At 57.5% G+C, this 18,291-nt stretch carries 15 protein-coding genes, 2 tRNA genes and 1 pseudogene; 11 read left to right on the top strand and 7 right to left on the bottom strand.

What is annotated here, in order from left to right:
• The first annotated feature begins 49 nt into the window (after positions 1-49).
• Positions 50-126: transfer RNA gene (locus F3J36_RS16910), tRNA-Asp, on the top strand.
• An 8-nt stretch (positions 127-134) separates the two neighbouring features.
• Positions 135-210 (top strand) — tRNA-Trp (locus tag F3J36_RS16905).
• A 104-nt stretch (positions 211-314) separates the two neighbouring features.
• Here F3J36_RS16905 and hdfR read toward each other — a convergent pair.
• Entirely contained in the window at positions 315-1,136 is an 822-nt protein-coding gene (hdfR, locus tag F3J36_RS16900) for an HTH-type transcriptional regulator HdfR (RefSeq protein ID WP_031279770.1), read from the bottom strand.
• Positions 1,137-1,257: 121 nt separating this feature from the next.
• On the opposite strand from hdfR, the gene F3J36_RS16895 reads away from it, so the two are divergent.
• Positions 1,258-1,596, top strand: a complete 339-nt coding sequence (locus F3J36_RS16895) for a DUF413 domain-containing protein (protein ID WP_021507919.1) — start codon at positions 1,258-1,260, stop codon at positions 1,594-1,596.
• Between the two features lie 28 nt (positions 1,597-1,624).
• Here F3J36_RS16895 and F3J36_RS16890 read toward each other — a convergent pair.
• Positions 1,625-3,145: pseudogene (locus F3J36_RS16890) on the bottom strand (YifB family Mg chelatase-like AAA ATPase).
• 328 nt (positions 3,146-3,473) lie between these two features.
• Between F3J36_RS16890 and ilvL the strand changes: the two are divergent.
• The 6 genes from ilvL to ilvA all read left to right on the top strand — a co-directional run bounded on the left by ilvL (position 3,474) and on the right by ilvA (position 10,033).
• Positions 3,474-3,572 (top strand): ilv operon leader peptide, encoded by a 99-nt coding sequence (gene ilvL / locus F3J36_RS16885; protein ID WP_071813600.1) that lies wholly within the window; start codon positions 3,474-3,476, stop codon positions 3,570-3,572.
• A gap of 149 nt (positions 3,573-3,721) precedes the next feature.
• A complete protein-coding gene (gene ilvG, locus F3J36_RS16880) occupies positions 3,722-5,368 on the top strand; it encodes an acetolactate synthase 2 catalytic subunit (RefSeq protein ID WP_021507917.1) in 1,647 nt (548 codons plus the stop codon).
• The gene (gene ilvM / locus F3J36_RS16875; protein WP_008106624.1) at positions 5,365-5,622 is read left to right on the top strand and encodes an acetolactate synthase 2 small subunit; all 258 of its coding nucleotides are present in this window, start codon (positions 5,365-5,367) and stop codon (positions 5,620-5,622) included. Before ilvG ends, ilvM begins: the two co-directional genes overlap by 4 nt.
• 18 nt (positions 5,623-5,640) lie before the next feature.
• Positions 5,641-6,570 carry a branched-chain amino acid transaminase gene (locus F3J36_RS16870; RefSeq protein WP_021507916.1) on the top strand — a complete coding sequence of 310 codons (930 nt, stop codon included), beginning with the start codon at positions 5,641-5,643 and terminating at the stop codon, positions 6,568-6,570.
• 61 nt (positions 6,571-6,631) lie between these two features.
• Positions 6,632-8,482: a dihydroxy-acid dehydratase gene (ilvD, locus tag F3J36_RS16865; protein WP_021507915.1), complete on the top strand. Its 1,851-nt coding sequence runs from the start codon at positions 6,632-6,634 to the stop codon at positions 8,480-8,482.
• 6 nt (positions 8,483-8,488) lie between these two features.
• Positions 8,489-10,033 carry a threonine ammonia-lyase, biosynthetic gene (ilvA, locus tag F3J36_RS16860; RefSeq protein ID WP_058759907.1) on the top strand — a complete coding sequence of 515 codons (1,545 nt, stop codon included), beginning with the start codon at positions 8,489-8,491 and terminating at the stop codon, positions 10,031-10,033.
• Between the two features lies 1 nt (position 10,034).
• On the opposite strand, the gene ilvY is transcribed toward ilvA, so the two are convergent.
• On the bottom strand, positions 10,035-10,916 hold the full coding sequence (ilvY, locus tag F3J36_RS16855) for an HTH-type transcriptional activator IlvY (protein WP_021507913.1): 882 nt from the start codon (positions 10,914-10,916) through the stop codon (positions 10,035-10,037).
• A gap of 162 nt (positions 10,917-11,078) precedes the next feature.
• On the opposite strand from ilvY, the gene ilvC reads away from it, so the two are divergent.
• On the top strand, positions 11,079-12,554 hold the full coding sequence (gene ilvC / locus F3J36_RS16850) for a ketol-acid reductoisomerase (protein ID WP_021507912.1): 1,476 nt from the start codon (positions 11,079-11,081) through the stop codon (positions 12,552-12,554).
• A 305-nt stretch (positions 12,555-12,859) separates the two neighbouring features.
• Here the strand turns inward: ilvC and F3J36_RS16845 are convergent, their stop codons facing one another.
• The 3 genes from F3J36_RS16845 to F3J36_RS16835 form a co-directional block, all read right to left on the bottom strand.
• Positions 12,860-14,194, bottom strand: a complete 1,335-nt coding sequence (locus F3J36_RS16845) for an MFS transporter (protein WP_166720082.1) — start codon at positions 14,192-14,194, stop codon at positions 12,860-12,862.
• Between the two features lie 289 nt (positions 14,195-14,483).
• Complete coding sequence (gene yhjD, locus F3J36_RS16840; protein WP_166720081.1) at positions 14,484-15,485, bottom strand: inner membrane protein YhjD; 1,002 nt, start codon at positions 15,483-15,485, stop codon at positions 14,484-14,486.
• A 50-nt stretch (positions 15,486-15,535) separates the two neighbouring features.
• Positions 15,536-16,435, bottom strand: a complete 900-nt coding sequence (locus F3J36_RS16835; protein ID WP_031279769.1) for a LysR family transcriptional regulator — start codon at positions 16,433-16,435, stop codon at positions 15,536-15,538.
• Positions 16,436-16,550: 115 nt separating this feature from the next.
• On the opposite strand from F3J36_RS16835, the gene F3J36_RS16830 reads away from it, so the two are divergent.
• The gene (locus F3J36_RS16830; RefSeq protein WP_166720080.1) at positions 16,551-17,309 is read left to right on the top strand and encodes an SDR family NAD(P)-dependent oxidoreductase; all 759 of its coding nucleotides are present in this window, start codon (positions 16,551-16,553) and stop codon (positions 17,307-17,309) included.
• Positions 17,310-17,359: 50 nt separating this feature from the next.
• Here the strand turns inward: F3J36_RS16830 and F3J36_RS16825 are convergent, their stop codons facing one another.
• Positions 17,360-18,208 (bottom strand): PhzF family phenazine biosynthesis protein, encoded by an 849-nt coding sequence (locus tag F3J36_RS16825; RefSeq protein WP_166720079.1) that lies wholly within the window; start codon positions 18,206-18,208, stop codon positions 17,360-17,362.
• Positions 18,209-18,291: the final 83 nt, after the last annotated feature.

The following is an 18,291-nucleotide window of genomic DNA, read 5'->3' as shown; positions in this document are numbered from 1 at the left end:
GGCGAAACACCTGAAATCAGCGACGGTCTGATATCAGTACAGAATCGGTGGAGCGGTAGTTCAGTTGGTTAGAATACCTGCCTGTCACGCAGGGGGTCGCGGGTTCGAGCCCCGTCCGTTCCGCCACCCTAATTAGGGGCGTAGTTCAATTGGTAGAGCACCGGTCTCCAAAACCGGGTGTTGGGGGTTCGAGTCCCTCCGCCCCTGCCAGAAAATAATCCTTTGCTTCGGCAAAGGATTTTTTTTGCCTGAAATCCGGCACAGGCAAGAGCCTGAGTTTCATTTCTTCCACTCAAACTCCCTCAATTATTGCTTCAGTGAGTCAGGACCGGATATTTAAGCAGCTGACGAATGTGTGCCTGTTGATCGCTATTCTGCAGCCATACCGCATATAACGGTCGCACTGCGACGGGTGTGTCTGGAATAACCATCAAATCGCTATAAATGCCGTGCCAGAAATCAGGTAAAAAAGCGCAGGCACCCGTGGTATGTAGCAATTCGCGGGTCACATGTGCTGAAGTGGTAGTTAATACCGGTACGTCATCACTGGAAAGATAACTTTCATGCTGATGGAAATCCGCGCCCCACTCGAGTTTGATGTAATCATATTTTTCACGCTTTTCAGTTTTGCGTGCGCGAAAGAGCGCGAGTGAAATATGACCGATCTGCTGACTGGTGAGTTCATCCATTTTTGGCGCTTCGGTGGTGATCAGCAAATCGAGCTGACGCTCATGTAACTGCTTGACCAGCAAATGGCGCTGAGCAATACGTGCTTCCAGATGCAGGCTCTCCCGGTTCTCGTATAGCGTCTGCAGCCAGGGCGTAAGGTACGCTTCCCAGAGCGATGCACTGGCACCGATTGATAGCTCATGGTGCTGCTGGGTATGCGAAACCTCCTTCTTTGCCATCAGCCAGGTACTCATCAGGCTCTCAGCGTAGGGCAATAAGCGCTCGCCTGCTGAAGTCAGCCGGATATTATTGCGGTGACGGGTAAAAAGATTAACGCCCAGCTGATTTTCCAGCTGACGGATGCGAAAACTAACGGCAGATTGCGTGAGGTAAAGCGCTTCAGCAGCACGCCCGAAATGGCGCGTTCTGCTCACTTCGAGGAAAGTTTTCAGTAATTCCGTATCCACAGCATTCTCCCAAAAAATGTTTGTCGTACTGATTTAAATGTTTTGTTTTACACTCTGTCAAGCCTATCTAATACTCCGCGCCATAAATAGCACGGCCATATGAGAATCAGGAGCGTGTAAGATGGCGGACAGCTTCGCAACAACTAATCGTTTCTTTGATAACAAACATTACCCTCGTGGTTTTTCGCGTCATGGTGACTTCACCATTAAAGAAGCGCAGCTTCTGGAACGCCACGGATACGCTTTCAACGAACTGGATCTCGCTAAGCGCGATCCGGAGACCGAAGAAGAGCGTCTGTTTATTGAAGTCTGTCGTGGTCTGCGTGAGCCGCAGACTGAGGCTGAACGTGTCTGGTCAAAATACACTGCACGTATCAAGCGTCCGAAACGTTTTCATACCTTGTCCGGCGGTAAACCGCAGATGGACACGGTGGAAGACTTCAGCGATAGCGACGATTAACATGACGGGGCTGATTTCAGCCCCGTTGTCATTCCAGGCTTTTATGCAGGTAAATCAGTAAACGATCGATACTGCGATATCCCACCGCCTCCTGCAGATGCTGACGCGTAACCTGCCGTTCACCCGCTAAATCTGCGATGGTTCTCGCCACCTTTAAGATGCGCTGCCACGCACGCACTGATAATCCCAGTGCATTCAGGATCTCCTCCAGCCATTCCGCGTCCTGCTGCTGTAACACACAATCACGGGCGATCTCCGGATTCGACAGCTGCGCATTCACTTTGCCCGCGCGTGCCATCTGTATCGCCCGGGCGGCCAGTACGCGGGCGCGCACCTGCGCGCTGGTTTCGCTGTGCTGCTGCTTCTGGCTGAGCGAGCCGCCCGGTAGCAGCGGAATCTCCAGCGACAGGTCGAAGCGATCCAGAAACGGACCAGACAGCCGGCTGAGATAGCGCAGCACCTGCTGCGGCGTGCAGCGATTATGATTCCCCTGATAATGGCCCGTCGGGCTGGGATTCATTGCACCAATCAGCTGAAAGCGTGCAGGGAAAGTGACTTTGGCGCGGGATCGGGAAATGGCGATTTCACCGGACTCAATCGGTTCGCGTAACGCATCCAGCGCTTTGCGCTCAAACTCGGGCAGTTAATCAAGAAAAAGCACCCCATTATGCGCCAGCGAAATTTCACCCGGCCGCGGCAGGGATCCTCCGCCGACCAGCGCATACAGCGATGCGCTGTGATGAGGCGCTCTGAACGGCCGTCTACGCCACTGATGATGTAGCGTACCGCTGCTGACCAGGCTGGCAATCGCGGCGCACTCCAGCGCTTCCTGGTCGTCCAGCGGCGGCATAATGCCGGGCAATCGGGTTGCCAGCATGGTCTTACCGGTGCCGGGCGGGCCCAGTAGCAACAGGTTATGGCCACCGGCGGCGGTGATTTCCAGCGCGCGCCGTCCCTGCTGCTGGCCAATAATATCGCTCAGGTCCTGCTGCTCGTGCGGCACCGTTTCAGGCTGGTAATGGGCGACCGTCAGCGCCGTCTGGTTATGCAGGAAAGCGCAGATCTCCACCAGATGCTTGCCCACCAGCGTTTCACCCTGTTGTATCAGGCCGACATCCTGTTGATTCTGCTCCGCTAAGACCATCTGACGCCCGGCCTGCAGCGCCGCCATGGCAGCAGGAATCGCGGCCTGAACGCCACACAGCGCGCCGTTTAGCGCCAGCTCACCCAGGAACTCATAATGGGCCAGCTTATCGCCTGGCAGCTGCTCTGAGGCCGCTAGAATGGCGATAGCGATCGGCAGGTCGTAGCGCCCACCCTCTTTAGGTAAATCTGCTGGCGCGAGATTAATGGTGACGCGCTTCGCCGGAAAGGTGAAACCACTATTAATAATGGCGCTGCGCACGCGTTCGCGGGCTTCTTTGACGGTGGTTTCCGGCAGACCAACCAGCGTCAACGCTGGCAGACCGTTGCTGATATGCACTTCAATCGTCACCAGTGGAGCCTGCACTCCGAGCGCCGCGCGTGTTAATACCTTTGATAAAGACATAACCGCTCCTTGTTGCCTTTATCCTTGCTGAAAAAAATCCACACGGCGATCGCTGAAACTATCATCCCGAAGCGGTATTCAGGAAAATCGCTGCGCTTTTCATCCTGTTCATTAATTTTCGCAGCCAGATCGCAAAAGCAAAATAACGGTTGCGTCGCGGGCGTAATGAATAATTATCACAAATGCGAATAACCTTTTACTTACAAAGCGATAACGCGCGTCAGCTGCGCGCGTCATAAAATTTTCCGATGAAAATTATTGTAAATCCCCTGCTAACTATGGTAACTCTGTAGGTATTACTTCGAACTAACGAAAAAACAGACGACACATGAAAGCCCTTCTACAAGTGATTAGCCTAGTCGTGATTAGCGTGGTGGTGATTATTAACCCACCGTGCGGGGCTACGCTTGGAGAAAGAAAGGCTTAAAAATCAAGCCTGGAATTCGAAAAACCCCCGCACCGTAAGGTCCGGGGGTTTTTTTTCGACCAGACGAAATATCAGCGAATCAGCGAGGAACAGATTATGAGCAGTAGCATAAAATTCTGTTGTTCCAGCAGGAATACAGGAGAATAACCATGACAGGTGCACAGTGGGTAGTTCAGGCTTTACGCGCGCAGGGTGTCGACACAGTGTTTGGTTATCCTGGCGGAGCAATCATGCCAGTGTACGATGCGCTCTACGATGGCGGCGTGGAACATCTACTGTGTCGTCATGAACAAGGTGCGGTGATGGCAGCGATCGGTTATGCGCGTGCGACCGGCAAAACCGGGGTTTGCATCGCGACTTCCGGACCGGGCGCCACCAACCTGATCACCGGGCTGGCCGATGCGATGATGGATTCCGTTCCGGTTGTCGCCATCACCGGGCAGGTCTCTTCAGCGTTTATCGGTACCGACGCCTTTCAGGAGATCGACGTTCTTGGCCTGTCATTAGCCTGTACTAAACACAGCTTCCTCGTTGAATCGCTGGATGATTTACCCTCGGTGATGGCGGAAGCTTTCGCCATCGCGCAGTCCGGCCGTCCGGGACCGGTGCTGGTCGACATTCCCAAAGATATTCAGATTGCCAGCGGTGACCTGACGCCGCACCTGCTGCCGGTTGAAGAGGCATTGAGCCACTCACCGCAGCACATTGCCGAAGCGCGCGCGCTGATGGCGCAGGCGCAAAAACCGATGCTGTATATCGGCGGCGGTGTCGGCATGGCGCAGGCCGTCCCGGCGCTGCGGGCTATGGCGCAGGAGACCGGCATCCCGATGGTTTCTACCCTGAAAGGGCTGGGCAGCGCCGAAGCCAGCAGCGATCTCTATCTCGGTATGCTCGGCATGCACGGCACCAAAGCGGCCAACCTGGCGGTGCAATCCTGTGATTTGCTGATTGCCGTCGGCGCACGCTTCGACGACCGCGTCACCGGTAAGCTGGATACCTTCGCGCCGCACGCCAGCGTCATTCATATCGATATCGATCCGGCGGAATTGAACAAACTGCGTCGCGCTCACGTTTCGCTGCAGGGCGATCTCAACCAAGTGTTGCCGGCGCTGAGCATGCCGCTGCAGATCGACGGCTGGCGTACTGAAGTTAAAGCGATGAACGCGGAGTTCGCGTGGCGTTACGACCATCCCGGCGAGGCGATCTACGCGCCGCTGCTGCTGAAGCAGTTGTCAGATCGTAAACCTGACAGCGCGGTGGTAACCACCGACGTTGGCCAGCATCAGATGTGGGCGGCGCAGCACATGCGCTTCAGCGCGCCGGAAAACTTCATCACCTCCAGCGGTCTGGGCACCATGGGCTTTGGGCTGCCGGCTGCGGTGGGCGCGCAGGTTGCCCGTCCGGATGACACCGTTATCTGCGTGTCCGGTGACGGCTCAATCATGATGAATATTCAGGAGCTGGGCACCATCAAGCGTAAGCAGCTGCCGGTAAAAATCCTGCTGCTGGATAACCAGCGTCTTGGCATGGTTCGCCAGTGGCAGCAGCTGTTCTTTGATGGCCGCTACAGCGAAACCATCCTCACCGATAACCCCGATTTCCTCACGCTGGCCAGCGCCTTTGATATTCCGGGCCAGCGCATTAGCCGTAAAGATCAGGTCGACGCCGCGATTGATGCTCTGCTGAACAGTGAAGGTCCTTACTTCCTGCATGTTGCGATTGATGAGCATGAAAACGTCTGGCCACTGGTACCGCCGGGTGCCAGCAACGCAAACATGATGGAGAAAACCGTATGAACCAGCATCAATTGTCTATCGAAGCCCGCTTTCGCCCTGAAATATTGGAGCGCATTTTGCGCGTCGTGCGTCACCGTGGCTTCCAGGTCTGCGCGATGAATATGGCGTCCGCCGTCAATGCGGAGAACATTAATATCGAAATGACCGTTGCCAGCCAGCGCTCAGTCGATTTACTGTCTTCGCAGTTAAGCAAACTTATGGATGTCGCCTGTGTCGAGATCCAGCAACAGACAACACAACAAATCCGCGCCTAGTCGCCAAAGGAAATAACAATGAGTACGAAGAAAGCAGACTTTATCTGGTTCAATGGAGAGATGGTTAAGTGGGAAGACGCCAAGGTTAGCGTTATGTCTCACGCACTGCATTACGGCACCTCTGTGTTCGAAGGCGTTCGCTGCTACGACTCACACAAAGGTCCGGTGGTGTTCCGTCACCGTGAACACATGCAGCGTCTGCACGACTCCGCCAAAATTTACCGTTTCCCGATCAAAGCCAGCGTGGATGAGTTGATGGAAGCGTGCCGCGAAGTCATTCGCGTTAATAAACTGAAGAGTGCCTACATTCGTCCGCTGGCCTTTGTCGGCGACGTGGGCCTCGGCGTTAACCCGCCAGACGGCTTCACCACCGATGTGATCATCGCTGCGTTCCCGTGGGGAGCTTACCTGGGTGCCGAAGCGCTGGAGCAGGGCATCAACGCCATGGTTTCTTCCTGGAATCGCGTGGCACCAAACACCCTGCCAACCGCGGCGAAAGCGGGCGGTAACTATCTCTCTTCCCTGCTGGTTGGCAGCGAAGCGCGCCGCCATGGCTATCAGGAAGGTATCGCGCTGGATACCCAGGGTTATATCTCCGAAGGTGCTGGCGAAAACCTGTTTGAAGTGAAAGACGGCATCCTGTTCACTCCGCCGTTCACCTCTTCAGCGCTGCCGGGCATCACCCGCGATGCAATCATCAAGCTGGCGAAGGATCTCGGTATCGAAGTGCGCGAGCAGGTGCTGTCACGCGAATCACTGTACCTGGCGGATGAAGTGTTCATGTCCGGTACTGCCGCAGAAATCACGCCGGTACGCAGCGTGGACGGCATCCAGGTGGGTGAGGGCAAACGTGGCCCGGTGACCACCAAAATCCAGCAGGCGTTCTTTGGCCTGTTCACCGGCGAAACCGAAGACAAGTACGGCTGGCTGGATCAGGTGAATCCATAACAAGACAGTAACGCGGGTGCAGCAGCGCCCGCGTCATTTTTCAGACTGGAGTAAATAGAGCATGCCTAAGTACCGTTCCGCCACCACCACCCATGGTCGTAACATGGCGGGTGCCCGTGCCCTGTGGCGCGCCACCGGAATGACCGACGACGATTTCGGTAAGCCGATTATCGCCGTGGTTAACTCCTTCACCCAATTCGTACCGGGCCACGTGCACCTGCGCGATCTTGGCAAACTGGTCGCTGAGCAAATCGAAGCCGCGGGTGGTGTGGCCAAAGAATTCAACACCATCGCGGTGGATGACGGTATCGCCATGGGTCATGGCGGCATGCTGTATTCACTGCCTTCACGTGAGCTGATTGCCGACTCCGTGGAATATATGGTGAACGCCCACTGCGCCGACGCCATGGTGTGTATCTCCAACTGCGACAAAATCACCCCCGGCATGCTGATGGCCTCGCTGCGCCTCAACATTCCGGTGATCTTTGTCTCCGGCGGTCCGATGGAAGCCGGTAAAACCAAGCTGTCAGACAAAATCATTAAGCTGGATCTGGTGGACGCGATGATTCAGGGTGCGAACCCGAACGTCAGCGATGCCGACAGCGAACAGATTGAGCGTTCCGCCTGCCCGACCTGCGGCTCGTGCTCCGGCATGTTCACCGCCAACTCCATGAACTGCCTGACCGAAGCGCTGGGTCTGTCGCAGCCGGGCAACGGCTCGCTGCTGGCAACCCACGCCGATCGTAAAGACCTGTTCATCAACGCCGGCAAGCGCATCGTTAACCTGACCAAACAGTACTACGAGCAGGATGATGCGCGCGTGCTGCCGCGTAACATCGCCAGCAAAGCTGCGTTCGAAAACGCCATGACGCTGGATATCGCCATGGGCGGTTCCACCAACACCGTGCTGCACCTGCTGGCCGCCGCGCAGGAAGGTGAGATCGATTTCAACATCTCCGACATCGATCGCCTGTCACGTAAAGTGCCGCACCTGTGCAAAGTGGCGCCGAGCACACAGAAATATCATATGGAAGATGTGCACCGCGCGGGCGGGGTAATCGGTATTCTTGGCGAGCTGGATCGTGCCGGCCTGCTGCACACCGACGTACGCAACGTGCTGGGCCTCAACCTGCGCGAAACCCTCGATCAGTACGACATCATGCTGACCAAAGACGAAGCGGTGAAGAAGATGTTCCGCGCCGGCCCGGCGGGCATCCGTACTACCCAGGCGTTCTCACAGGATTGCCGCTGGGATACGCTGGATGACGATCGTCAGGAAGGCTGTATCCGCACACGCGAACACGCGTTCTCTCAGGATGGCGGTCTGGCAGTGCTGTACGGCAACATGGCGGAAGATGGCTGCATCGTGAAAACTGCCGGCGTCGACAAAGAGATCCTCACCTTTAAAGGTCCGGCAAAAGTGTATGAAAGCCAGGACGATGCGGTGGAAGCGATTCTCGGCGGCAAAGTGGTAGCCGGTGACGTGGTGGTGATCCGCTACGAAGGGCCGAAAGGCGGTCCGGGCATGCAGGAAATGCTTTATCCGACCACTTATCTGAAATCGATGGGCCTTGGCAAAAGCTGTGCGCTGATCACTGACGGACGCTTCTCGGGTGGCACCTCGGGTCTCTCCATTGGCCACGCATCGCCGGAAGCGGCGAACGGCGGCACCATCGCGCTGGTTAAAGATGGCGACATCATTGAAATCGATATCCCGAATCGCGGCATTAAACTGGCGGTACCGGATAACGAACTGCATGCCCGTCGTGAAGAAGAGGAAGCGCGTGGCGAAGCGGCTTATACGCCGCACGGTCGCGTGCGTCAGGTCTCCTTCGCACTGCGTGCTTATGCATCGCTCGCCACCAGCGCTGACAAGGGCGCGGTGCGCGATAAGTCTAAGCTGGGAGGCTAATCTCTGATGGCTGAGTCTCAACCGCTTTCCGCGTCGCCCAATGGCGCGGAGTATCTGCGCGCGGTGCTGCGTGCGCCTGTGTACGAAATTGCCCAGGTAACGCCGCTGCAAAAAATGGAAAAAATTTCGTCGCGTCTTGGCAACACCATTCTGGTGAAGCGCGAAGATCGCCAGCCGGTGCACAGCTTCAAGCTGCGCGGTGCTTACGCCATGATCGCCGGCCTGACGGAAGAGCAGAAAGCGCGCGGCGTGGTTACTGCTTCGGCGGGCAACCACGCGCAGGGCGTGGCGCTCTCGGCCAGCACGCTCGGCATCAAGTCACTGATTGTGATGCCAGTGGCGACGGCGGACATCAAGGTTGATGCAGTGCGCGCGTTTGGCGGTGAGGCTTACCTGTTTGGCGCCAATTTTGACGAGGCAAAAGCCAAAGCGATTGAGCTGGCGGAGCAGCAGGGTTACACCTTCGTGCCGCCGTTTGATCATCCGGCAGTGATTGCCGGACAGGGCACGCTGGCGATGGAGCTGTTGCAGCAGGATGCGCATCTCGATCGCGTGTTTGTGCCGGTAGGCGGCGGCGGCTTAGCGGCGGGTGTGGCGGTACTGATTAAACAGCTGATGCCGCAAATCAAGGTTATCGCGGTTGAGTCGCAGGATTCTGCCTGCCTGAAAGCGGCGCTTGATGCCGGCGAGCCGGTGGATTTGCCGCGCGTCGGGCTGTTTGCCGAAGGCGTGGCGGTCAAGCGTATCGGCAGCGAAACCTTCCGCCTGTGTAAAGAATACCTCGACGACATCATCACCGTGGACAGCGATGCCATCTGCGCAGCGATGAAGGATCTGTTCGAGGATGTGCGTGCGGTGGCGGAGCCTTCCGGCGCGCTGGCGCTGGCGGGCATGAAGAAGTACATCCAGCAGCACGACATCAAAGGCGAGCGGCTGGCGCACGTGCTGTCGGGCGCCAACGTTAACTTCCACGGTCTGCGCTATGTCTCCGAGCGCTGTGAACTGGGTGAGCAGCGTGAAGCGCTGCTGGCGGTCACCATTCCTGAGCAGCAGGGCAGCTTCCTGCGTTTCTGCCAGACGCTGGGCGGTCGTGCGGTAACTGAGTTCAACTACCGTTATGCCGATGCCGACAACGCCTGCATCTTTGTTGGCGTGCGTTTAACGCGCGGCCTTGAAGAGCGCAGCGAGATCATCAGCCAGCTGGCTGAAGGCGGCTATCAGGTGGTGGATTTGTCAGACGATGAGATGGCGAAGCTGCACGTGCGCTACATGGTGGGTGGACGCCCGTCAAAACCGCTGCGTGAACGGCTGTTCAGCTTCGAATTCCCGGAAGCGCCGGGCGCGCTGCTGAAGTTCCTGCAGACGCTGGGCGCGCACTGGAATATTTCGCTGTTCCACTATCGCAGCCACGGCACCGATTTTGGTCGCGTGCTGGCGGCGTTCGAGATCAACGACAAAGAGCCGGATTTCGACACTCACCTCAACGCGCTCGGCTATGAGTGGCACGACGAAGCCAGCAATCCGGCATTTCGCTTCTTCCTCGCCGGCTAAACTACAGCAGGTGCCAGAAAGCATTAATCAGCGGCTCCCCGAGCCGCTTTTTTTGTACGCATACGCCAAGCTCCAGCGGCGCCACCGATTCGACATTCTCCAGCGTCAGTACGCGATTGCGCACCGGTTCCGGACTGTTTTCCAGCACCACATCCGGCAGCAGCGCGATGCCGCAACCGAGCGCCACCATCGACACAATCGCCTCATGGCCAGACACCGTGGCGTAAATCTGCGGGTTGGCAATGCGGTGGCGGCGAAACCATAAATCAATACCGCGCCGCGCCGGCCCCTGATCCGGCAGGATAAAGGGAATCTGCGACCAGTCCGGCTGTTCCTGCGTCGCCTGGCTGCGCACCGGGCAGGGCAGCGCCGGGGCGATTAGCACCAGCGGGATCAAACCCAGCGGTGTAAAATCGATACTGGCGGGCAGCGACTCCGGCCGGCCGGCGATGGCCAGATCTGCTTCACCGGACTGCACCATTTCAATGGCATCGGCGGCGTCGCCGGTGGTGAGTTTGATCTCCACCTGCGGATGCTCCGCGCGAAAGCGGTCGAGAATCGGCGGCAGATGGCTGTAGGCGGCGGTTACCGAGCAGAACAGGCGCAGCTCGCCGCTCAGCGACGGACCGTTCAGGTCCATGACATGGCGCAACTGCTGATACTGCAGCAGGGTCTGCTGGGCGAACTGACGCAGCCGCTCGCCGGCTTCGGTCAGCGTCACGGTGCGGTTGTCGCGCAGGAACAGCGCGTGTCCGACATCCTCTTCCAGCCGCTGAATCTGGCGTGATAATGTCGACGGGCTGACGTGCATGGCGCGCGCGGTGCGGCCAAAGTGGCAGCTTTCCGCCAGGTGAAGAAATAGTTTCAGGTCTCGTAAATCCATGCGCGTTTTGCCCTCAGCGTGATGTTGCAAATTCTGCAATGTGACGTTGTTAATATATCAATTTAAGCAACAGATTTCCTGTCATATGATGGGGTCATTCGCGGCGCTAAATCCGGCGCCGTTACTGAACAAAAGCAAACACAACATCTGAGCGGAGTACCCATGGCTAACTACTTCAACACATTGAATCTGCGCAATCAGTTAGCGCAGTTAGGCAAATGTCGCTTCATGTCGCGCGATGAATTCGCGGATGGCGCTAGCTTCCTGAAAGGTAAGAAAGTGGTCATCGTCGGCTGCGGCGCGCAGGGCCTGAACCAGGGTCTGAACATGCGTGATTCTGGCCTCGATGTGTCTTACGCACTGCGCGCTGAAGCCATCGCTGAGAAGCGTGCGTCGTTCCGTAAAGCCACCGAAAACGGTTTTAAAGTGGGTACTTACGAAGAGCTGATCCCGCAGGCGGATCTGGTGGTTAACCTGACGCCGGACAAGCAGCACTCTGCCGTTGTGCAGGCCGTTCAGCCGCTGATGAAAGACGGTGCCGCGCTGGGTTACTCTCACGGTTTCAACATCGTCGAAGTGGGCGAGACCATCCGTAAAGACATCACCGTGGTGATGGTGGCACCGAAGTGCCCGGGTACCGAAGTACGTGAAGAGTACAAACGTGGCTTCGGCGTTCCAACGCTGATCGCTGTTCACCCGGAAAACGATCCAAAAGGCGAAGGCATGGCGATTGCCAAAGCCTGGGCTGCAGCCACCGGCGGCGACCGTGCAGGCGTGCTGGAATCGTCTTTCGTGGCAGAAGTCAAATCAGACCTGATGGGCGAGCAGACCATTCTGTGCGGTATGCTGCAGGCCGGTTCACTGCTGTGCTTCGACAAGCTGGTGGCCGAAGGTCACGACGCGGCGTACACCGAGAAACTGATTCAGTTCGGCTGGGAAACCATCACCGAATCGCTGAAGTTCGGCGGCATCACGCTGATGATGGATCGTCTGTCTAATCCGGCAAAAATCCGCGCTTACGCGCTGTCTGAGCAGCTGAAAACCATCATGGCCCCGCTGTTCCAGAAGCACATGGATGACATCATCTCGGGTGAATTCTCTTCCGGTATGATGGCTGACTGGGCGAACGACGACAAAAACCTGCTGACCTGGCGTGAAGAGACCGGTAAAACCGCGTTCGAAAACGCCCCGCAGTTCGAAGGCAAAATCGACGAGCAGGAGTACTACGACAAAGGCGTGGTCATGGTCGCGATGGTGAAAGCGGGCGTTGAGCTGGCGTTCGAAACCATGGTTGACGCGGGCATCATCGAAGAGTCGGCTTACTATGAATCGCTGCACGAGCTGCCGCTGATTGCTAACACCATCGCCCGTAAGCGTCTGTATGAAATGAACGTGGTAATTTCCGATACCGCAGAATACGGTAACTACCTGTTCTCCTTCGCGGCCGTTCCGCTGCTGAAAGAGTTCATGACCACGCTGCAGCCTGGCGACCTGGGCAAAGCGGTGGAAGGCACGCAGGTGGATAACGCGCAGCTGCGCGACGTGAACGAAGCGATCCGCCAGCATCCAATCGAAGCCGTTGGTCGCAAACTGCGTGGCTATATGACCGACATGAAACGCATCGCCGTCGCGGGCTAAGGCACGCGAGACACAGTTTTCAGCACACTCAAACCCCGGCTTGCCGGGGTTTTTTTATGTCTTATGTCTGGGTGCAGAAGGGTTTTTCTCACCCTCACCCTGGCCCTCTCCCGCTGGCGGGAGAGGGAACCGTTCGGTGCGGGCTGATGTTTCTACACTTATCTATCAACATCGCGCGGACGCTCCCTCTCCCGTTTACGGGAGAGGGCCGGGGTGAGGGCCAGGGTGAGGGACACACCGCACCATCCCCCCACACCGCCAATAAAAAACCCGGCCGGAGCCGGGTTCTGTCAACACGCAATCAATCACACCGCTTCATACAGCGTCTGGTGGCGCGTCTCTTTACAGGCGATCAGCGCGATCAGCGTCAGCACTGCCATGGAGGCCAGATAGAAGCCCACCGCCTGCAAGCCGTAGTTCGCATTCAGCCAGGTCGCAATATAAGGCGCCACCGAGGCACCAAGAATCGACGACAGGTTGTAAGAGAACGACGCACCGGTATAGCGTACTTCGGTCGGGAACAGTTCTGGCAGCAGCGCGCCCATCGGGCCGAATGTCAGACCCATAATACTCAGGCCGAGCAGCAGGAAGCCCATCACCAGAATCTGCGAGCCGGAGCCGAGCAGCAGCGGGAACATCAGCGCAAAGGCGATAATCATCAGCGTAATGGTGATCATCGTTTTGCGACGGCCAAAACGGTCCGCCAGCAGGCCGGCAATCGGCACCATTACGCCAAAACCGATCACCGCCACCATCAGCATCCACAGGAAGCTGTTACGCGAATAGCCGAGACCAACCGGCGCCGGCGCGGTGCCGTAGCTCATCGAATACACCGTCATAATGTAGAACAGCGTATAGGTCGCCAGCATGATAAACGTGCCGAGAATGGTCGCGGTCATATGCTTGCTCAGCAGCGTTCCGATGGGGATACGCACCTGCTTCTTCTCTTTCTGCACTTTGGCAAATACCGGGCTCTCATGCAGCGACACGCGCACATACAGACCGATAATCACCAGCACCGCAGAGAGCACAAACGGCACGCGCCAGCCCCAGTTCATGAACTGCTCATCGGTCAGCAGCCACGAGAGCAGCAGGAACGTGCCGTTGGCAAAGAAGAAGCCAATCGGTGCGCCCAACTGCGGGAACGAGCCGTACAGCGCGCGTTTCTTCGCCGGGGCGTTCTCGGTGGCCAGCAGCGCCGCGCCGCCCCATTCGCCGCCCAGTCCCAGGCCCTGACCAAAACGCGCCAGCGCCAGCAGCAGCGGTGCCGCCACGCCAATGGTCTGATAACCCGGCAGCAGGCCGATCAGTACGGTAGAAACGCCCATGGTCAGCAGCGAGGCAACCAGCGTCGCTTTACGGCCCACGCGATCGCCAAAGTGACCAAACAGCGCGGAGCCAATAGGGCGCGCAACAAAGGCAATAGCGAAGGTGGCCAGCGACTGCAGTGTGGCAACCGTAGCGTCACCCTGCGGGAAGAAGATATGCGGAAAAACAATTACCGCGGCGGTGGCATAGATATAGAAATCGAAGAATTCGATCGCAGTGCCGACCAGCGAGGCAACTACCACTTTACTGCGTGAGTTAACCGGTGTGCCGTCGTGTGGTTGGTCGGATGTTTCGGAGATGGAGGCTTGCATAACTGTTTCTTAATTGTAAATGTAAACAAAGAATCTTACGCACCTGTTTTGCCGCATTCAATGACGAAAAACCGCGTCACACCGGGCTTTGGCGGCGAAAAAGAGGATAATTTCTGAGTTACGGCAATCGGCGGCGGATGGGAAGGGGAAGCGCGGCTTTTCTGGCGTGATTCTCTGCAAAAGGGCCAAATAAAAGTGACCCTTTAGCGTTTCCTGCTGGTTTTTGCTGCTTTAGTAGCCAGCAGGAAACATTTTTTGCTGTTGCGGCAAATGTAACTGAATTGTCGCGTTACGCCGGGTGATGCGGCTGCGACATCTCGGGATCATCCTTGTATTTTGCGGTGGCGATCCACGCGGCGCAGAACAGCGTCAGACGCGCGAAAAAGTAGAAGAAGGCCATCAGCCCCAGCACCGATCCAAAGGCGGCACCGGAGGGCGACGTCGCCAGCTTCGGCAGCGTCAGCGTCATAACAAACTTGATCACCTCAAACCCAATCGCCGCCAGCAGCGTACCGCGCAGCAGCGCTTTTTTGCGTGGCTTGTGGCGCGGCAGGATCCAGAAAATCCACAGGAACAGCAGATAGTTGGCGAAGATGGAGATCGACAGCGCGATGATGGTCATCGCCGGCCGCAGCCACTCGATATCGCCCAGCCCCAGCGCATTCACGATCGCCGCCTGCGCTGCGCCGGCAATCGAGGTCAGCGACAGCGTAATCACCAGCGCCAGCATCAGGCCCAGCAGCGAAACCAGGTCGCGCAGATATTTCTTCCACCACTTTTCCTGGTCATCCGGCTTGCGTTCCCATACGTCACGCGACTGGGCGCGCACCGCTTCGCGCAGGTTACCCATCCAGTTAATGCCGGAGTAGAGCGCCAGCAGCAAACCGGTCAGGCCGACGGTTGCGCGCTGCTGAATCGCGGTATTCACGGTATTTTTCAGCGTGGTGGCCAGCGTCGGGTCGCTGATGCTGTTAACGATTTTGTTGATCAACTCAGAAAGCAGGTCCTGATTGGACGCCAGCACAAAGCCGACCGCCGCAAAGGAGACCATCAAAATCGGTATCAGCGAAAGAAATGAAAAATAGGTGATCGCCGCACCAAACTGGCTGCCGAGGCGATCGTTAAAGCGCTCCAGCGCGCGCAAAAAGTGCGCTACTGCCGGGATCGCCTGAAACCAGGCGGCAAAGCGTGAGACGCGCCTGATCGAGCCATCCACCGTTTTGTTGCCGGTTTTGATATCAATCAGCGGCTTAGCTTCAGCCGCTGAGGCTTTTGTGGTTTTGTCCGTCATAGACCTTCTGCATCCTGTTCACAGCGAAAATAAAATTATAGCCTGCCCGTTCAGGTCACGTATTCCTGCAGCACCTGACTCAGCCACTCCATAAACACCCGCACCCGGCGCGCCACGTTGCGACGGTGAGGATAGAGCAGGGAAATCGGCATCGGTTTGGCCGGGAAGTGGTGCAGCACTTCGACCAGCTGGCCGGATTCCAGCAGCGGCTGCACGCCAATCGCCGGTACCTGAATAATGCCCAGCCCGGCAATACAGGCGGCGCGATAGGTTTCGGTGCTGTTTACCGTCACCACGCCGCCGGTCTGCACGTAGTGGCACTGTTTGCCATCAAAGTACTCAAAGCCCGGCGAGGGCTGCCCCAGCTGTTGGGTATAGTGCACCATGGCGTGCTGGCCGAGATCGTCCAGCCGCACCGGCATGCCGAAGCGGGAAAGGTAGCCAGGGCTGGCGCAGTTGATCAAGGCGTGCGAGCCAATTTTTCGCGCAATCAGGCCGGAATCTTTCAGTTCGCCCACGCGCAACACGCAGTCAAAGCCCTCGCGAATCACATCAACCTGGCGATCGCTGCTGCTCAGCTCAATCTCCACGCCCGGATAGTGCTGCAAAAACTCTGGCAGGCGCGGCAGGATAAAACCGGTCGCCATCGCCACCGACATATCGACGCGCAGCTTGCCGCTCAGCGTGGCAGGATCGTGCTGGAACAGGCTGTCCATATCATCCAGCATCGACAGCAAATCCAGGCAGCGATCGTAATACACCAGCCCATCCTGGGTGAGATGCACACGGCGCGTGGTACGGTGCAGCAGGCGTGTGCCCATCTGGTTTTCCAGCGCCTGCAGCTGGCGGGAAACGCTGCCCTTGGGTAAACCCAGACTCTCAGCCGCGCGGGTAAAACTGCCCATTTCTGCCACCCGCACAAACACCTGCATAGCGTGAATTTTATCCATGTTGTTCACCGATTGTTGTTGTTAGTGAAACAGTGCTGTGTATTCCCCTGCGTTTATAGATCAATTATTCGCGAATATCCTTAATCCGTGTTCAATTTTCCAACCGGAGCGAAACATGTCTCATAAAATTGCATTGATTACCGGCGGTAACCGCGGTCTGGGCAAGAATGGCGCGCTAAAACTGGCGGCTAAGGGCGTCGATATTCTGTTTACCTGGCGCGGTCATGCTGAAGAAGCGCAGGCGCTCGTGAAGGAGATTGAGGCGCTGGGCGCGCGTGCGGTGGCGCTGCAGCTGGATGTGGGCGACAGTAAACAGTTCGATGACTTTGCGGCGCGGGTCAAAGCAACGCTGAACGAGACCTGGCAGCGCGATAGCTTTGATTATTTAGTGAACAACGCTGGCCACGGTCATTACAAGCTGCTGGCCGAAACCAGTGAAGAGGAGTTTGATGCGCTGGTGAATGTGCATTTTAAAGGGCCATATTTCCTGACGCAGAAACTGCTGCCGCTGATCGCCGATGGTGGACGCATCCTGAACATTTCCAGCGGTCTGACGCGCATGACGCTGCCGGGTTCAGGTACTTACGCCGCCATGAAAGGGGCGATGGAAGTGCTGACGCGCTATCAGGCGAAAGAGCTGGGCGAGCGCCGCATTCGCGTCAACATTCTGGCACCGGGGGCGATTGAAACCGACTTTGGCGGCGGTCGCGTGCGCGACACGAAAGATCTGAACGCGCATATCGCTTCAGTGACCGCGCTGGGCCGCGTTGGTCTGCCGGATGACATCGGTGATGCCATTAGCGCGATCCTGAGCGACAAAACCGGCTGGATTACCGCCCAGCGTATCGAGGCCTCCGGCGGTCAGGCACTGTAAAAACATCGCGCTGCGACCGGATCGTGTTAACGAACGGAGCAGCGCCCGTTTTACACCTCAATCGTGCCATCAATCAGGGTGACGGTTTGCCCGCCGATCCAGATTGTCTCACCGGCAAAACGCACCACAATGCGACCGGCACGCTGGATGGCGCTGCCCTGACGCGCGCAGTAATCCTGCCGCTGGCCCTGCGCCGCCAGATAGCGTGCCAGACAGGCGTTAGCGCTGCCGGTGACCGGATCTTCGACCAGGCTACCGTTCTCGACCAGCAGCGCGCGCACCTCGTACTGCGCCTCTGCATCCTGCGGCAGCGAGCCAAACAGGGCGATGCCGTTCACGCCCGCATGCTGCTGCAGCCGCAGTAAATCGTCCGCCTGGGTGACCACCTCCAGCACCGCCTGCGCGCTGCTCATCGGAATCAACAGCCAGCGAATCCCCATATCCGCCACGGCTGGCGTCTGGCTGAGATCGAACGCGTCACTGTGCAGTGCGCTGCTCATCAGCGCATCGCTGAACGGCGTCAGGCTGGCGTCCGGCGCGGCAAAGGCCAGCGTACCATCAGCGCCAATCTGCACCTCAACCAGGCCCACGCCGCACTCCTGCACGATCTTACCCGCTGTTTTCAGGGGCCAGCCGGCTTCCAGCAAGGCATGCGCGGTGCCAAGCGTGGGGTGTCCGGCAAACGGCAGTTCGCCGCCAGGCGTAAAGATGCGCACACGATAGTCGGCTGTGGCATCCTGTGGGGGCAGCACGAAGGTGGTTTCCGACAGATTGGTCCAGCGTGCGATGGCCGCCAGCTGTGCATCGCTCAGACCCTGGGCATCCATAATCACCGCCAGCGGATTGCCGCTGAACGCGCCTGTGGAGAACACATCCACTTGTTTAAACGCCACCTGCATGTTCGCTCCTTTCCTCATTGAGGTTGTCTGAAATCCGGATTTACATCCTGCTGATTGCTTAAGGCGTCTAACAGGACTATGAA

The sequence above is a fragment of the Pantoea sp. Cy-640 genome, from assembly GCF_011752635.1.
GTDB classification, from domain to species: Bacteria; Pseudomonadota; Gammaproteobacteria; order Enterobacterales; family Enterobacteriaceae; genus Pantoea; species Pantoea dispersa.
Note: the sequence above shows the minus strand (reverse complement) of the source record. Positions and strands in the feature narration are given on the sequence as shown.

Bases quoted from the DNA above. Each gene is read 5' to 3' on its own strand.
- ilvD (WP_021507915.1), top strand. From the start codon at position 6,632: ATGCCTAAGTACCGTTCCGCCACCACCACCCATGGTCGTAACATGGCG.
- ilvG (WP_021507917.1), top strand. From the start codon at position 3,722: ATGACAGGTGCACAGTGGGTAGTTCAGGCTTTACGCGCGCAGGGTGTC.
- F3J36_RS16835 (WP_031279769.1), bottom strand. From the start codon at position 16,435: ATGGATAAAATTCACGCTATGCAGGTGTTTGTGCGGGTGGCAGAAATG.
- ilvL (WP_071813600.1), top strand. From the start codon at position 3,474: ATGAAAGCCCTTCTACAAGTGATTAGCCTAGTCGTGATTAGCGTGGTG.
- ilvM (WP_008106624.1), top strand. From the start codon at position 5,365: ATGAACCAGCATCAATTGTCTATCGAAGCCCGCTTTCGCCCTGAAATA.
- yhjD (WP_166720081.1), bottom strand. From the start codon at position 15,485: ATGACGGACAAAACCACAAAAGCCTCAGCGGCTGAAGCTAAGCCGCTG.
- F3J36_RS16825 (WP_166720079.1), bottom strand. From the start codon at position 18,208: ATGCAGGTGGCGTTTAAACAAGTGGATGTGTTCTCCACAGGCGCGTTC.
- F3J36_RS16895 (WP_021507919.1), top strand. From the start codon at position 1,258: ATGGCGGACAGCTTCGCAACAACTAATCGTTTCTTTGATAACAAACAT.
- F3J36_RS16845 (WP_166720082.1), bottom strand. From the start codon at position 14,194: ATGCAAGCCTCCATCTCCGAAACATCCGACCAACCACACGACGGCACA.
- ilvA (WP_058759907.1), top strand. From the start codon at position 8,489: ATGGCTGAGTCTCAACCGCTTTCCGCGTCGCCCAATGGCGCGGAGTAT.
- ilvC (WP_021507912.1), top strand. From the start codon at position 11,079: ATGGCTAACTACTTCAACACATTGAATCTGCGCAATCAGTTAGCGCAG.
- ilvY (WP_021507913.1), bottom strand. From the start codon at position 10,916: ATGGATTTACGAGACCTGAAACTATTTCTTCACCTGGCGGAAAGCTGC.
- F3J36_RS16870 (WP_021507916.1), top strand. From the start codon at position 5,641: ATGAGTACGAAGAAAGCAGACTTTATCTGGTTCAATGGAGAGATGGTT.
- F3J36_RS16830 (WP_166720080.1), top strand. From the start codon at position 16,551: ATGTCTCATAAAATTGCATTGATTACCGGCGGTAACCGCGGTCTGGGC.